Below are 15,428 nucleotides of genomic sequence, written 5' to 3' on the forward strand. Positions count from 1 at the left end.
TAGGAATGTCGGTCCACGGGAATAGGCTGGGCACATGTCAGAGAAGCCCGCGCAACCGCGGCACCCGGAGTCCGTCCGACTGGACCCCGTCCAACGCGGCAAGGCGCCGCCCCGCAAGCTGGCCTTGCGGCCGTACGCACGCGCCGTCGGGCAGGTCCTGAAGGTGAGCTTCAAAGCCTCGCCTGTCGCGGTCATCATGAAAGTCCTGGGCTCCGTCATTTCCGCGACCCTGCCGTTGGTCACCACCTACTTCGCGGCGTTGACCACCACGGCGCTGGCTGCCGGTTATGCGGGGGATCCCGACGCCGGTCCGCGGGCAGTTCTGTACGTCGTCATCACCGCCGCGCTGGGGTTGTTCTGGGGCGCCTTCAGCAGTGTGGACCGCTACATCCAGCAGTTGATGAGCTTCAAGGTGGGCGCCATTGTGGGCGACCTTATGTACCAGCGTTTCCTCGCCTTGGAATTCTGGCGTTATGACGACAAAGAGACAGTGGATCTCTACGACCGCGCGAAGCGTTTCTCGGACTCCTATGCACGGGTCCTGGACCGGATAGCAGCCATCTTCACGCAGTTGGTCTCGGTAATTCTTGCCATCGGTGCCCTGGTGTTGGTGAGCTGGTGGATTGCAGCGATCGTGCTGGTCGCAATCGTGCCCAGTGTGTACCTCCAGTTCAAACTCTCCCGTGAACAGATTGCCCATTGGAACACCCAAGTGGACTCCCGGCGGCAGCGCCGCATGATCGAGCAGAACCTCCTCCGGCCACAACACATCGCCGAGATGCGCTTGTATGGCATCGTCAGCTACCTGATGGACCTGCGCTCCCAGCTGAGGGATGCCGACGAACGCAGGCGCCTGGACTTCCAAAAGCGGTATATCCCGAAGCAGTTGGCCGCCGACTCACTGCAATATGGCGCCGAAGTCGTGTCACTGATCTGGGTAGTGGGGCAGATCATTGCCCGCGCGCAGCCCGTGGGACAGTTCCTGTACGTGCAACAAATCGTCAGCCGGGCGCTGTCCACGGCGAACAACCTGGTGTCCTCGCTCAGTTCCATTGACGAGGACCTGGCCAACCTGAAGGACTACGAACTGTTCATGGCCCTGCCGGTGCCCACTGGCCATGAGGAACCCTTGGCGGCATCGCCCACAACTGTGGAACTGCAGGACATACGGTTCAGCTACACGGGCAGCGACATCGAGGTCATCAAGGGTATTTCGATGACCATCAAAGCCGGTCAGCACATCGCGATCGTGGGGGAGAACGGCGCCGGCAAGTCCACCTTGATCCGGATACTCGCCGGTTTGTACCGGCCCGATTCCGGGCGGGTTCTGCTGGACGGCAAGGACCTGGCGGAAATCGACGTGACAAGCTGGCACAGGCATTTGGCTGTCCTGAGCCAGGAGTTCCTGAAGTACGAGTTCGCCACCGCGGCCGAGAACATCTACCTAGGCGACGTCGACCTGCCCCGGGACGATCACCGGATCCGCAGGGCTGCGTCGGACGCCGAGGCCATGGAGTTCATCAACAAGCTGCCCAACGGCTTGGAAAACCACGTCAGCAACTGGATGGAGGATCCGCGCGGACGGAAAGGAAGCGGGCTCTCCGGCGGCCAGTGGCAGCGCTTGGCCATGGCACGCAACTTCTACCGCGACGCTTCCTTCATGGTGATGGACGAGCCCACGTCCGCGATCGACGCATTGGCCGAGCACCGCATTTTTACGAGGCTCTTCGCCGACCGCAGCAGCACCATCATCGCCATCAGCCACCGCTTGGCCACCATAGAAAAGGCGGACATCGTCTACATGCTTGAGGACGGCCGGATAGCAGAGCAGGGGACCCACAAGGAACTCGTTGCGCTTCGAGGCCGGTACTTCCGGATGTTCGAGTCGCAACTTTCAGTGGACGAGACCAGCCAGGCGGCCCCTGAGGTCTAAAGCGGGCCGTACCCGGCTTGACCGTACGGATCACGCCAGGTGGCGAGGTCCTGTTCCAGCAGCGCCCGAAAATGGGGATCAGTTGCAGCCTTGCGGCGAAGCGACTCCCGCGAACGCCCCGCAATGGTGGCGGGGATGATGATCGCAACCACAAGGAAGCAGACCATGAAGAACAGAACCGTAGCCAGCGTCAGCAGCGCGGCAGGGTCCTGCCACGTGGACGGTTTGGCCACGAAAACGAACAGTCCTGCGAAGACCACCAGGATGAACGCAACGAAGGAGAGCGCCCCGCGCAGGCTCCCCGGCCCACGATTGACCAGGGCCCGGCTTGTTCGCGGCAACCGGTCCCGCACGCGGGCATGGAAGATACTGCACAGCACTGCCATGGCCGCACCGGGAAGCCCAAATGAGGGAACCGGGACGAACGTGCCTAAGCGAACGGCCAGGACTACGCCGAGGAGGACAAGGACAACCCCGACGCCAATCCCAGCGGCCCACGCACCCATGTAAGCACCCCGGGCCCCGGCGATTTCGCGCAGGCGGGAGCGCGCATTTGCCGGTGATATGGCGGCAAGCTCGGGGGAAAGCCAATAATCCAAAGGACGGTTGGAGTGGAAAAGGGGAGCGGGGCCCGTCTGGTAGCTCACGCGGGCTGATGCTCCAGGCCTGCGCGGATACGGGAATCGAGATGCTCAGGCGCAAGGGCTGACGCGTCGAGGTTTTCGCCCTCGCCTGTGGCAATGGAAAGGGAACCGTCGGCCTCCGCTTTGACGTGTACTGCGCGGGAGGTTCCGTCTTTGAAGTGCCTGCGGGTTGTGGCGGCAGCAGGGAAGCCGTCGGGCGCTTGGTTCAGGTAGTACCCGGCCATCTGCACGGCTGTGGTGACCATGCCTTCGGCCCCCGTAATGGGGTGAAGCTCGTGAACGCCGTACTTGCTCAGATTGAGCAACAAGGCACCCTGTTCTGCCCCGAACATAAAGGAAACATGCTCCGAGGCCGGGGTGACAAGGGCTGTTTCCAGCCATGCCGTGGCATCCGCCAGGACAGCCGTCACCGTGGCGGCCGGCCCCACGGGCAGGAGTGCGTCGTTTTCGATCTTCATCAATCCACGTTCCAGCAGGGTGGCAACACCGGCCTGTTCCAAGGGCGACCCGGCGGCGTGGTCGAGGCGGAACAGGGTCTGGCACCTCAGGGCGCCGTCGGTGCCAGCCAGCGCGATGAGGGCAATGAGCTCATGTTCGGTGATGAGCAGAGCCTGGTTTTCTTCGGTCTGGTTGGTCATTTCTGCCTTCTCTTGTGCGGTTCTCTGTCCAGTCTAGGAAGTGGCGCCGTCAGGTGAGCCATCCCCAGACCTTTTTGGCGCCGTCGGCTATGGCTCCAGCGGCATCCTGCGCGCCTTCCCACACATGCTTGGCGCCGTCAGCGACCATGGAGGAGGCGGAGTCATAGCCCATGCTCGTGGCCAGGAGGCCCAAGCCGCCCCAGGCGATGCCGGCGACAGCGCAGGCAGGACCAATGACCGGGACGAAGCTGCCGAAGGCCAAGGCAGCGGAGATGCCACCGTCCACAGCCACGCCGGGATGTCCCGTCTGGACGCCCTGATAGACCTGCAACGCGCCCGTGGCAAAACCCAGGGCCCCGGAGAGACGGCCAAGCATGGAACTTCCGTTGAGCAACTGGGTGCCCTTGACATACCCGGCGCCGGCGGCCTGGCCATATTGGGCACTGAGCCAGGGCCACTTGGTCAGCTCCGTGACCAACCCGCCTTTGGCCATCTGTGCCAGGATCGAATCCGTCGCCAACCCATTGGCGGTGACAAGGGTGTTGCCGGCCCACCATCCCTGGCTGCCGGTGACGCTGAAAACTCCCTCAAACCCAGTGGTGGGAGTGACCTGGCCTCCGCTGCCGCCGGGAACCTGGGGACCAGTCGGTCCACCTGATCCACCGGCGGACTGGCCGCCCTGCGTGCTGGCCGTGTTCTGTTCATCGGCCTGGGTGCGCAGTGTCCTGGACGCGTCATCCAAGGACCTGGATGCCTGGTGCAACATGGGCCGGAGGGTACTGCTCCATTCGCGGCGGAAACGCTCTCCGTCGGTTCCCTTCCAGGAAACGCTGGAGATCAGGCCGTTGATTTGGAGTTCCTGGTTCTGGAGCCGGCTGCCGGCCTGTCCCATTTGTTTGGATAACGAGCGGAGCTGTTCAGTGTCGGCTCCGTAGAATCCAGGCGCCATGGGTCCCCCTTGCATGGTGTGCGTATGTCGTCGCAGGCTATCGGATACGTCCGGGATCCTGCCATGGGCACTCCTGCCCATGTAGAGAACTCCCAAAGGTTGCTCCCGCAGTTTGTGAAGTGTTCACTTTGATGGCCGAATCGGGGTTCTTCGAGGGGTCCAGTAAAGTAAGAGCCGTGACTTATGAGATTGAGATTGGCCGTGGCAAGCGTGGGCGTCGTGCCTACTCCCTGGATGACATCGCGATCGTTCCGAACCGGCGGACGCGTGACCCGAAGGACGTCTCGGTCTCCTGGCAGATCGACGCCTACAAATTCGACATGCCCGTGATCGCCGCGCCGATGGACTCGGTGATGTCACCGGAGTCCGCCATTGCCTTGGGGCGCTTGGGCGGCCTCGGCGTCCTGGACCTTGAAGGGTTGTGGACCCGGTACGAGGACCCGCAGAAGGTTCTTGACGAGATCGCCGGCCTGGCTGACGAGACAAGCAGCCCGGCTGTTACCCGACGCATGCAGGACCTGTACCAGGCTCCCGTGCAGCCCGAACTCATCAGCTCCCGCCTTGCTGAGATCCGCGCCGCTGGCGTGACTGTAGCGGGTTCCCTCACCCCGCAGCGCACCCAGGAGCACTACAAGACTGTGGTGGCCGCCGGCGTCGACATCTTTGTCATCCGCGGTACCACCGTCTCGGCTGAGCACGTCTCGAAGAACCACGAACCCCTGAACCTCAAGCAGTTCATCTACGAACTCGATGTTCCCGTCATCGTCGGCGGCGCGGCCGGATACACCCCGGCCCTCCACTTGATGCGTACAGGTGCAGCTGGTGTCCTGGTCGGCTTCGGCGGCGGCGCCACCACCACAACCCGCCGTGCGCTGGGCATCCACTCGCCGATGGCATCGGCGATTTCCGACGTCGCTGCCGCCCGCCGTGACTACATGGATGAGTCCGGCGGACGTTACGTCCACGTCATTGCCGACGGCGGCATGGGCCGCTCCGGCGACATCGTCAAGGCCATTGCCATGGGAGCGGACGCCGTCATGCTCGGCAGTGCGCTGGCCCGCGCCGAAGAAGCCCCTGGCCGTGGCTGGCACTGGGGTCCGGAAGCCCACCACCTGGAGTCCCCGCGTGGTGACCGCGTCAATGTTGGCACGGTTGGCCCCCTCGAGGAGGTCCTGTTCGGGCCTGGCCACCACACCGACGGAACGTCCAACCTGATTGGCGCCCTGCGCCGCTCAATGGCGACCACCGGCTATTCGGACCTGAAGGAGTTCCAGCGGGTCGACGTCGTCGTCTCGCCGTACCTCGGCTAGACCCCTGAAGGAGGGCCCCGGGAGCAGACCTTTGAATCCAAAGGCCCGCTCCCGGGGCCTTCTTTGTTTGAGGCCTGCCAGGACGCTTCTGTTCGGTGGCCCTGCCCAAGGGGACATGCAGCAAGTAGGGTAAGGGGACTACCAGCTGTTGCGTTTGAGGAGGGGTCCGATGAGCAATGTCGCAGGCGGTCCGCAGGCAAGTTCTCCGGGGGCACTGAGCCCGGAATCCCGCGCCGCATCGATTGAGGTCCTGAAAGCCACGGCCGAGCCCGGCAAGGAGTTGGACATCCTGATTGTGGGCGGTGGCGTCGTGGGCGCCGGTGCTGCTTTGGATGCAGTCACCCGCGGACTCAGCGTTGGCATCGTCGAAGCCAGGGACTGGGCTTCGGGCACGTCGTCGCGCTCGTCCAAACTCATTCACGGTGGCCTCAGGTATCTGGAGATGCTGGATTTTGGCCTCGTGCAGGAAGCCCTGCAGGAGCGCGGGCTGCTGATCCAGCAGATCGCTCCCCACCTTGTCCGTCCTGTGCCCTTCCTCTACCCCCTGACCCGCCGTTTTTGGGAACGCCCGTATGTGGGCGCAGGCATCATGCTGTACGACACGCTCGGTTTGACCTCCGGCCACAGCCGTGGCGTCCCCATGCACAAGCACCTCTTCCGGCGCGGCACACTGCGCGCCGCTCCAAGCCTCAAAGACGATGCCTTCGTCGGGTCCATCCGTTACTACGACGCACAGGTGGACGATGCCCGCCTGGTGGTCAACCTGGTCAGGACCGCAGCGCACTACGGCGCCCATGCAGCCAACCGGGTGCGCGTGGTGGACTTCCTGCGCGAAGGCGAACGCGTGGTTGGTGCCAAGGTGGAGAACCAGGAGGACGGCAGCGTTTTTGAAGTGCGGGCCAAGCAGGTGGTGAACGCCACCGGCGTGTGGACAGACGAAACACAGGCCATGGTTACTGACCGTGGCCAACTGAAAGTCCGGGCGTCGAAGGGAATCCACTTGGTGGTCCCGCGCGACCGCTTCCAGTCCACGGTGGGATTGATTCTTCGTACTGAGAAGTCGGTGCTGTTTGTCATTCCGTGGGGACGGCACTGGATCATCGGGACCACGGACACCGACTGGAAACTGGACAAAGCCCATCCGGCTGCCTCCAGCAAGGACATCGACTACGTGCTGGAACACGTCAACAAGGTACTCAAACGCCCATTGACCCGGGAAGATGTGGAAGGCGTCTATGCAGGCCTGCGTCCGCTCCTGGCAGGCGACAACGACTCCACAGCGAAGTTGTCCAGGGAGCACGTCGTGGCCCACCCGGTTCCAGGGCTGGTAGTGGTGGCCGGTGGGAAGTACACCACCTACCGCGTCATGGCCAAGGATGCCGTGGATGAGGCAACGAGGGCCATGGATGAGCGCGTACCGTCCAGCTGCACCGACACCATTCCGTTGCTGGGGGCCGAGGGATTCAAGGCCGCCTGGAACCGCAGGGGCAAGTCGGCCGAACAAGCCGGGGTGCATGTAGCCCGGGTGGAACACCTTCTGAACCGCTTCGGATCCATGGCGCCGGAGGTCCTGGACATCATCTCCAAGCGACCGGAACTGGGGGAGCCACTTCCAGGAGCCGACGACTACCTTGCCGCCGAAGTTGTCTACGCAACAACCCATGAGGGTGCACGGCATGTCGATGACGTTCTGACCCGGCGGACCCGGATCTCCATTGAAGCGTGGGACCGGGGTGTGTCCGCGGCGCCTGTAGTAGCTAAGCTGATGGGAGAAATCCTTGGCTGGAGCGATGCTCAGCGCGAGAGCGAGATCAAGCACTACCTTGCACGGGTGGAGGCTGAGCGACTCAGCCAGCAGCAACCCGATGACGAATCGGCAGACGCCGCGCGCATGGGAGTGGAAGACATCGTTCCCCTCCGCTGACCGGCTCAGGGAATTGAGGCCGGAGGGCCACATGGAGGGAACACGACTTGGCTGAACCACTGGACAGATACGACGCGGAACTGACCACCCCGGACATGGTCATCCTTGAGCTTGTTGCCGAGGACAAGATCGACGCCGCAGCACAGTTGGCTCACAAACTCCATGAGGCCGGCCGGATCTCAGACCTGGACGGGTTCCTCGAGCAGGTGCATTCCCGCGAACACCAGCTGGCTACCGGCCTTCCCGGAGGGATCGGCCTTCCCCACGCCCGCAGTGAATTCGTGGACAGGATTTCCATTGCCGTGGGCGTCACAAAGTTTGGCCACGCGTTGGACTTTGGGGCGGCCGACGGCCCGGCAACCCTGATCCTGCTCATCGCGACGCCGGCCAGTTCCTTTTCGGACCACCTTGAGGTTCTGGCCACTTTGGCGCGCTCGCTTTCCAAGGAATCGTTCAGGGAATCCCTGCGCCGGGCTCATGATCCCGAAGTGATTTCCGAACTCATCAACTCCAGCCTGGTCTTCTTCGACCACTAAGGACGGGTTCCCGCCCGCGGCGGCGTGAGGCCGTTTCGTTGTTCTACAGCCGGACGAAGTACGGTTAAGGGGTGTTGAAAACCGCTCTGAAACCCCGCTGGATCGCAGGACTGGTCTTTGCGCTTCTGTTGTCCGGGGTTTTTGTGCTGCTCAGTCAATGGCAGCTCAGCCGGTCTACCCAGCACGAGGCCCCGCCGCCGTCCACCACTGAAGAAGTCAAGCCCCTGGTGGACGTCCTGAAGCCCGGCCAATTCTTTCCCGGCTCGGTGTCCGACCAGATGGTCACTGCCACCGGAACCTACGATCCCGCCAAGCAGGTGCTGGTCGAGGGCCGGCTGTTGAACAACCAAAAGGGATTCTGGATCGTCTCGGCTTTCGCGGTCAACGACGCTCCCGCCCTGAAAGGCGTCGCCGCCTCGCCCCGGACGTGGATTCCAGTAGCCCGCGGCTGGGTGGCCGATGCCGCCCAAGCCGGGCCGCCGCCGTCGGGCACTGTGACGCTGACCGGTCGCCTCATCCCATCCGAAGCGCCCGTACCAAATGTCGACGCCGGTCCGGACCGTGCGTCGGCGGTTTCCTCCGCGGAACTCATCAACAAGTGGGAAGTTTCAAGCTACCCCGGCTTCATCGCCGCCACTTCTGAAGTTGCAGGCGGAGCGACGATACCGCTGGACGCGAACGTGAAGGCCCTCAACATCCCGCCGCAGCCACCGGCAGAACAGGTCAATTGGCTGAACCTGTTCTACGCCGTGGAATGGGTGGTGTTCGCCGGGTTCTCCGTCTTCATCTGGTGGCGGCTGGTCCGCGACGACTATCGCCGGGACCTCGAAGAAGACGAAGACGACGAGTACGACGAAGACGACGACTACGACGACGCAGCAGTCCAGGACGGGCCCGACGCCGTCCCGGCAACCAACGAAGCTACAAGCCCCGATCCAGAACATAAGGTGCAGCAATGATTGAGCCCAAACCTGCCATCCAGCCTGAGCAGTCAGGACCGAAGCCGAAGAAGCGGCGTTTCGGCGGGACGGAAGCGCAAATCCGTTCGGCCCTGAAGTTCTACAAAGTCATGGCCTACCTCACGGGCGCCATGTTGCTCCTGCTTTGTGCCGAACTGATCGCTCGGTACGTTTTCGGCGTCTCGCTCTTCGCCGGTGGCACCAATGCCGCAACCGGCCAGCCGTTCGGCTTTGGCTTTGCCGAGTCCGAGCCCAAGGGCGTGATCGGTGGATTCAACATTTCCACCACTGTGCTGATCGTGCACGGTTGGATGTACGTGGTCTACCTCGTCTCCAACTTTCGTCTGTGGTCATTGATGCGCTGGCCGTTTTCCAAGATGGTGCTGCTGGCGCTTGGCGGCGTGATTCCGCTGCTGTCCTTCATCGTTGAGAAGAAGTTCCATGCTGAAGTCGAAGCGGAACTGGCTGCCAACCCGCAGGCGTCCAAGCGCTACTGACAGGCACTGGGCCTTTTCGGTGTGAGATGCCTAACGACCGGGCCGGTTTTGGCCCTTGGCCGCCTTCGCCAACGTGCGCGGGGGCGGTCCGGCAAAGTAGTCTTGGTTGGTGACTACTCCCACCGCACCCCAGACTTCCCAAAAGCCGGTGCTGGTTGTTGACTACGGTGCCCAGTACGCGCAGCTGATTGCCCGCCGCGTCCGTGAAGCAAACGTGTATTCGGAAATTGTTCCGCACACCTTCACCACCGAGCAGCTTCTGGCCAAAGACCCGGCAGCCATCATCCTTTCCGGCGGACCGTCCAGCGTTTACGCAGAGGGCGCACCGTTCGTAGGCGCCGACCTCTTTGAGGCCGGGGTTCCTGTTTTCGGCATCTGCTACGGGTTCCAGGCCATGGCGAACGCCCTGGGTGGCAAGGTGGCCCAGACCGGCTTGCGGGAGTACGGCGCCACCGAAGCGCTGCTCGTGGGGGATGCACGTTCCATCCTCGACGGCGTCCCGGCATCCCAGAACACTTGGATGAGCCACGGCGACTCCGTCCACGAGGCACCCGAGGGCTTCGAGGTACTGGCAACGACGGCGGGAGCCCCGGTAGCTGCCTTCGCCAACGATGAGAAGCGCCTCTACGGTGTGCAGTGGCACCCGGAGGTAAAGCACTCTGTCCTGGGCCAGCACGTCCTGGAGAACTTCCTGTTCAAGGGCGCGGGCCTGAGCCCCAACTGGACCACGGGCAACATCCTCGAAGAGCAGGTGGAGCGTATCCGCCAGCAGATTGGTGACTCCAAGGTCATCTGCGGCCTTTCCGGCGGCGTGGACTCGGCTGTCGCTGCAGCCCTTGTCCAGCGCGCCGTAGGCGACCAGCTCACCTGTGTCTTCGTCGACCACGGCCTGCTTCGTGAAGGCGAGGCCGAGCAGGTCGAACGTGACTTCGTGGCAGCCACCGGTGTCAACCTGTACGTTGCCAACGAGCAGGAGCGCTTCCAGTCTGCCCTTGCCGGCGTCAGCGATCCTGAGACCAAGCGCAAGATCATCGGCCGCGAATTCATCCGTGCCTTCGAAGAAGCGGAGCGGGCCATCATCGCCCAAGCCGCCGCCGAAGGCGAAAAGATCAAGTTCCTGGTCCAAGGCACGCTGTACCCGGACGTCGTCGAATCAGGCGGCGGGGAGGGCGCAGCAAACATCAAGAGCCACCATAACGTCGGTGGGCTCCCGGAGGACCTGCAGTTTGAGCTTGTGGAGCCGCTGCGTGCCCTCTTCAAGGACGAGGTCCGTGCCGTTGGTGCGCAACTCGGCCTGCCCCAGGAAATCGTTGGCCGCCAGCCGTTCCCGGGTCCCGGACTGGGTATCCGGATCGTGGGCGAAGTGACCAAGGAACGTCTTGACCTGCTCCGTAAGGCCGATGCCATCGCCCGTGCTGAGCTCACGGCCGCCGGGCTCGACAACGACGTTTGGCAGATGCCCGTAGTCCTCCTGGCCGACGTCCGCAGCGTAGGCGTCCAGGGTGATGGCCGTACCTACGGGCATCCCATCGTCCTGCGTCCGGTTTCTTCGGAAGACGCCATGACCGCGGACTGGTCACGTCTGCCCTACGACCTCCTGGCTCGGATTTCAAACCGCATCACCAACGAGGTCGATGGCGTGAACCGCGTGGTGCTGGACGTCACCAGCAAGCCACCGGGAACCATCGAGTGGGAATAGCATTCTGAGTGGCCGGCTTCCTTCGGGAGGCCGGCCACTGTGCTTTTCCCGAAGCTCCGACGCGGCCCGCGATCGGCAGGAAGCTGTGAAAACGGGCCAATTTCGCGTCGGAACAGCGTTGCGGAGGGGGCTGGCCGTAGATTCCCGCTACCCTCGAAAGTATGCCGGTATGGTCCAAGGCTGCTAAAGCTAGTACAGAAAAGAAGGCAGAAGTTGTGTCAGTAGGTCAAGGCCAGGAAGAGGGCTCCGAAGAGCTCCGCAAATGGCTGTCTGGTCTCAAACCCGTCACCGGGGCAGACACTATGCTGCGTTTCGTCAAGACGCCCGAAGGCGCCATTGACCTCAGCAACGCGCACCCGTCGGGCCTCGCACAGCTGCTGGCGGGGCGTAGGACCAGGTTGTCCACGCTTATCCGCGACAGGCAGCAATATCTGGTGGCGGCGCGGGCTGCGCGCAACATACGGTCCAAAATTTTCGAGCTCAGCAATGATCGCGGCATCGAAGCCGGGTACCTGTCCGCCGGAACGGTCGTGTGGACCTCAGCCGTAGGTGGCAAACCGCAGCGTGTCTCCGCGCCCGTGATGCTCACATCCATCGTCCTGACTGTCCGGCCGGGCGAGGACGACTTCGAACTCCAGCTCACTGAGCAGGCGCGCATGAACCCCGCGTTGGTACGTCATCTCAAGACGGTCCACGGCATCGTCTTCGACGTCAACGCGGTGGCCCGGATGGCCTACAACACCGCACGCCTGGATCCCCAACCGGTCCTGGACCGCCTGTCCACCCTGGTTCAGCCCATTCACGGCGCCGAGGTTGAGTTCAACCTCCTGGTCACCACTTTGGCTGATCTCTCGGGCAACCTGGACGATCCTTGGATCAACCTGAACAACCCCACGGTGGCGGCCCTGGCCACTGCCGCCAACGGCGGTGACATTGAACCGGAACCGATCAAGGCCGGCCGGTTCCCCAGCCTGGACCTCCGTGATCCGGCCGATGAACTGCTCCTGCTCGACGCCGACACTGACCAGCAGTACGTGGTGGACGCCGTACGCGCCGGAGACTCGCTTGTTGTCAGCACGCCTCCGGGCAGCGGGCAGACGCAGACTGCCATCAATGCCATTGGTGCTCTGGTGTGCGAAGGAAAATCAGTCCTGGTGGTGGGGGACAGGCAGTCCAGCCTGGCTGGATTGTCCGCGCACTTGGAATCGCTGGGCCTTGATTCGCTTCTCTTCCGCCCCGGCAATGGAACCACGCCGCAGCAGCTCAAGGGCCAGCTGGTCCGGGCCATCATGCGTAACGAGAAAGCCCTCGAGCCGCAGCTGGGCAACCTCCACCAGACGTTGATCGGGCATCGGCACGCCCTCATGGACCATGTGGCCTCGCTGCATAACGTTCGTGAACGGTGGGGTTGCTCGCCGTACCAGGCCATGCAGTCGCTCGCTGAACTGACCTCCATCCACCCTTCGCCCTCCACCACCGTGCGCCTGAAGCGCAGCGTGCTGGACAACATCAAGGACCGCGAGGAACTGGCGGCCAGGCTTCGTCGCGCCGCGGAACTTGGCAGTTTCAGCCGGGCTTCAACCACCAGCCCCTGGTACGGTGCCCGCTTGGTCACCCGCAAGGAAACCGAGGAAGCGCAGCAGCTTGCCCGGTTGGCGGCGGAGAAACTCCCGGTGCTGCGTGACCGCATGAAGCAGGTGTCCGATCACGCCGAGATCCGTTTGGGCGACACCTTCACGGAGTGGGGTGCCCAGCTCGAACTGTTGATCGCCGTGCGGGAGAGCCTGGATAAGTTCACGCCTGACATCTTTGACCGTCCGGTACACGATCTCATCTCCGCGACGGCCAGTTCGGCGTGGCGCCGCGAGCGGAACATCGAGATGCCTTCCATGCAGCGATCCAGGCTGCGGCGTGTGGCCAAGGAGTATGTGCGGCCGGGCGTCCATATCGCCGACCTCCACAGCTCCCTGGTCCTGGTCCAGGAACAGCGCGCGTTGTGGGCCGGTTACGCCACCACCCAGCGGCATCCCGCAGTTCCTTCGGGCCTGGCCGACCTTGGCGCCCTCTACCGTGAACTCGATACGGAACTCCGGCGGCTCGGTGAGGCGCTCAAGCACACATCGGCCGGTGGCTCGCTTCACGGCACGCCGTACACGGAGCTCATGGAGCGCCTCGAACGGCTTGTGGCAGACACCGCCACGCTTGAAACCCTGCCGGAACGCACGCTCCTGATCGAGGAGATGCGCGAGCACGGCCTCGGGGAGCTCTTGGCGGACCTTGCCGAGCGGGAAGTCCCGGCGTCGTCTGTGGCCGCCGAACTGGACCTCGCCTGGTGGCAGTCCGCGTTGGAGGCCATGATCAGCGGTGATGACTATCTCGCCATGTCCGACGGCGACTCGCTGCGCCGCCTGGAAGCTGAGTTCCGGCTCGCCGACCAGGCCCACATCGCCAGCGGCGCAGCACGGCTCCGGTGGCAGCTGGCCCAGAGATGGCGGCAGGGCCTTCTCGACCACCCGCGCCAGGCGGAGTTGTTGCGTGCCTTGCTGAAGGACGGCCGGGTAACGTTGCCTGCCCTGAGTGCCCAAGCCCCGGATCTGGTGCCGCTGCTGGTGCCCGTATGGTCCGTCAGCCCGTACCTGCTGACCGGCGTCCTGCCTGCAGAGCAGAAGTTTGACGCCGTCGTGGTCATCGACGCCGAGTCCACCTCCTTGCAGGCAGTCCTTCCTGCGATTGCCCGCGCGCAACAGGTGGTTGCGTTCGGCGACGCGAAGATTGCCAATGCCCGCACCTTCAGCGTGGCCGTCGAACCGCCGGTTGCCGGGGTCGCAGGCCATGAGACCGTGGAAAGCGCCTACAAAGCCTTGGCCAGGGTCCTTCCCTCGTGGCAGCTGAACTGGGTGTACCGCGCAGTGGACGAAGACTTGATCCTGCAGCTGAGCAAGAATTATTACGACGGCGGTCTGAAGCGGTTGCCTGACGGAAACTCGGTCACGGGGCTGGACCGTTCGATCCTTGTTGAGTACATTCCCGACGGCACCGGACTTCCCGGAGCCGATCATGAGGGAGTCGAATCGGTCACTGCCGAGGTTAACCGCGTGGTGGACCTCGTCTTCGAACACGCCACGCTGCGTCCGCGCACCAGCCTGGCGGTGGTGACGGCCAGCCTGCGCCACGCTGCCAGGATCGGCGAGGCCATCAGGCTGCAACTGCCCAACCATCCTTTGCTGTCGTCCTTCTTTGCTGCCGGCCCAGAGTCCTTCCGCGTAGTGGATCTTGAGCGTGCGCAGGGCCTCGTGCGGGACCATGTGATCTTCTCCCTCGGTTACGGACGCACGCCCCACGGCCGGGCTCTGCACTCCTTTGGCCCGCTGTCCACTGAAGGCGGGCGTAACCGCTTTGCCTTGGCGATGACCAGGGCACGGCGCTCCATGCATGTCCTGAGCTGCTTCCGGCCCGAGGACCTTGACCTTGATCGACTGGCGCACGGAGCTGTGGACTTCTACGAGTTGTTGGACCGGGAACTCTCTGGCAACAGCAACCTTGGAACCCCGGCTTCCCGTGCCGTTGCCAGCGAGCAGGCGCTTGGCGAGGACCCGTTGGTGGCTGATCTCGGTGAGCGACTGCGTGCCCGTGGTGCCCGTGTCTGGCACCTCTACGATGGCGTCCTGGACATTGCCGCGGCAGCGGATCCGGTTCACACCATCGGCCGTGAAGGCGCTGAGATTCCCACGCCTGTGGCCATCGAATCCGATGGCACGGAACGCTATCGGCGCATGAGTGTCCGCGAACGCAGCCGCTTGCGCCCACAACTGCTGGAGCGCATGGGGTGGCGCTATATGTCGCTGTGGACGATCGAGGTCTTCACTGACCCGTCCTCTTGTGCAGACCGCATTGGCTCCTACCTGGGGTTGGAAAACCACATCCCGAAGTCCACGGGCTCGCCGCAGCATGGCTTCCTGGACATGGATGTTGAACAATTGAACCTGGAGAAAGCGCAACCAGTGTTTAACCGCCCATCCGCCACGGAACCGGCTCACCAGGCCGGGGAGGACGCCGATACCGCGCGGGACCAGGCCGGGAACAGGAAAGAAGCACCAATGACGGAACAAGGAAACGGCTCCACCGACGCCCCTGGGGCGGACGCTGTGGACGCAGTCGAATCCGGCGACGCTGCGGCGGAGGAAAAGACCACCGAAGCGGCCACTGCCAAGCACAGCTCCGGCGGGATCCTCCCCACGAAAGCCGCTGAGGACGATCCCCGCAGATGGGGCGACGAGGGCGGCTACGACCACGAACAGTGGTTGAAGGAGCAGAAGCCTCCGCACTGGGGCTAACTGCT

At 63.6% G+C, this 15,428-nt stretch carries 11 protein-coding genes; 8 read left to right on the top strand and 3 right to left on the bottom strand.

Going from position 1 to position 15,428, the window contains the following annotated elements; translation table 11 throughout:
• The first annotated feature begins 34 nt into the window (after positions 1-34).
• Positions 35-1,933 (top strand): ABC transporter ATP-binding protein, encoded by a 1,899-nt coding sequence (locus tag AB0N72_RS10780; protein WP_363930408.1) that lies wholly within the window; start codon positions 35-37, stop codon positions 1,931-1,933.
• Here AB0N72_RS10780 and AB0N72_RS10785 read toward each other — a convergent pair.
• From AB0N72_RS10785 to AB0N72_RS10795, 3 genes are read right to left on the bottom strand one after another with little or no spacing between them, the layout of a single operon-like run.
• On the bottom strand, positions 1,930-2,580 hold the full coding sequence (locus tag AB0N72_RS10785; protein WP_363930409.1) for a hypothetical protein: 651 nt from the start codon (positions 2,578-2,580) through the stop codon (positions 1,930-1,932). The two genes, AB0N72_RS10780 and AB0N72_RS10785, sit on opposite strands and share 4 nt — an antisense overlap.
• Positions 2,577-3,215: a hypothetical protein gene (locus AB0N72_RS10790; protein WP_363930410.1), complete on the bottom strand. Its 639-nt coding sequence runs from the start codon at positions 3,213-3,215 to the stop codon at positions 2,577-2,579. Before AB0N72_RS10790 ends, AB0N72_RS10785 begins: the two co-directional genes overlap by 4 nt.
• 49 nt (positions 3,216-3,264) lie before the next feature.
• Positions 3,265-4,164, bottom strand: a complete 900-nt coding sequence (locus tag AB0N72_RS10795) for a hypothetical protein (protein ID WP_363930411.1) — start codon at positions 4,162-4,164, stop codon at positions 3,265-3,267.
• Positions 4,165-4,340: 176 nt separating this feature from the next.
• Between AB0N72_RS10795 and AB0N72_RS10800 the strand changes: the two genes are divergently transcribed.
• The 7 genes from AB0N72_RS10800 to AB0N72_RS10830 all read left to right on the top strand — a co-directional run bounded on the left by AB0N72_RS10800 (position 4,341) and on the right by AB0N72_RS10830 (position 15,423).
• Positions 4,341-5,474 carry a GuaB3 family IMP dehydrogenase-related protein gene (locus AB0N72_RS10800; protein ID WP_144659509.1) on the top strand — a complete coding sequence of 378 codons (1,134 nt, stop codon included), beginning with the start codon at positions 4,341-4,343 and terminating at the stop codon, positions 5,472-5,474.
• A 169-nt stretch (positions 5,475-5,643) separates the two neighbouring features.
• Positions 5,644-7,398, top strand: coding sequence for a glycerol-3-phosphate dehydrogenase/oxidase (locus AB0N72_RS10805; RefSeq protein ID WP_363930412.1), 1,755 nt, complete (start codon positions 5,644-5,646; stop codon positions 7,396-7,398).
• A 47-nt stretch (positions 7,399-7,445) separates the two neighbouring features.
• Positions 7,446-7,934 carry a PTS sugar transporter subunit IIA gene (locus AB0N72_RS10810; protein WP_363930413.1) on the top strand — a complete coding sequence of 163 codons (489 nt, stop codon included), beginning with the start codon at positions 7,446-7,448 and terminating at the stop codon, positions 7,932-7,934.
• Between the two features lie 71 nt (positions 7,935-8,005).
• The gene (locus tag AB0N72_RS10815) at positions 8,006-8,893 is read left to right on the top strand and encodes an SURF1 family protein (protein ID WP_363930414.1); all 888 of its coding nucleotides are present in this window, start codon (positions 8,006-8,008) and stop codon (positions 8,891-8,893) included.
• Positions 8,890-9,390, top strand: coding sequence for a DUF3817 domain-containing protein (locus AB0N72_RS10820; protein WP_363930415.1), 501 nt, complete (start codon positions 8,890-8,892; stop codon positions 9,388-9,390). Before AB0N72_RS10815 ends, AB0N72_RS10820 begins: the two co-directional genes overlap by 4 nt.
• A 109-nt stretch (positions 9,391-9,499) precedes the next feature.
• Entirely contained in the window at positions 9,500-11,089 is a 1,590-nt protein-coding gene (guaA, locus tag AB0N72_RS10825) for a glutamine-hydrolyzing GMP synthase (RefSeq protein ID WP_363930416.1), read from the top strand.
• A gap of 161 nt (positions 11,090-11,250) precedes the next feature.
• Positions 11,251-15,423 carry a DUF4011 domain-containing protein gene (locus AB0N72_RS10830; RefSeq protein ID WP_363930417.1) on the top strand — a complete coding sequence of 1,391 codons (4,173 nt, stop codon included), beginning with the start codon at positions 11,251-11,253 and terminating at the stop codon, positions 15,421-15,423.
• Positions 15,424-15,428: the final 5 nt, after the last annotated feature.

The organism is Paenarthrobacter sp. NPDC089307, from assembly GCF_040685055.1.
Lineage (GTDB): Bacteria > Actinomycetota > Actinomycetes > Actinomycetales > Micrococcaceae > Arthrobacter.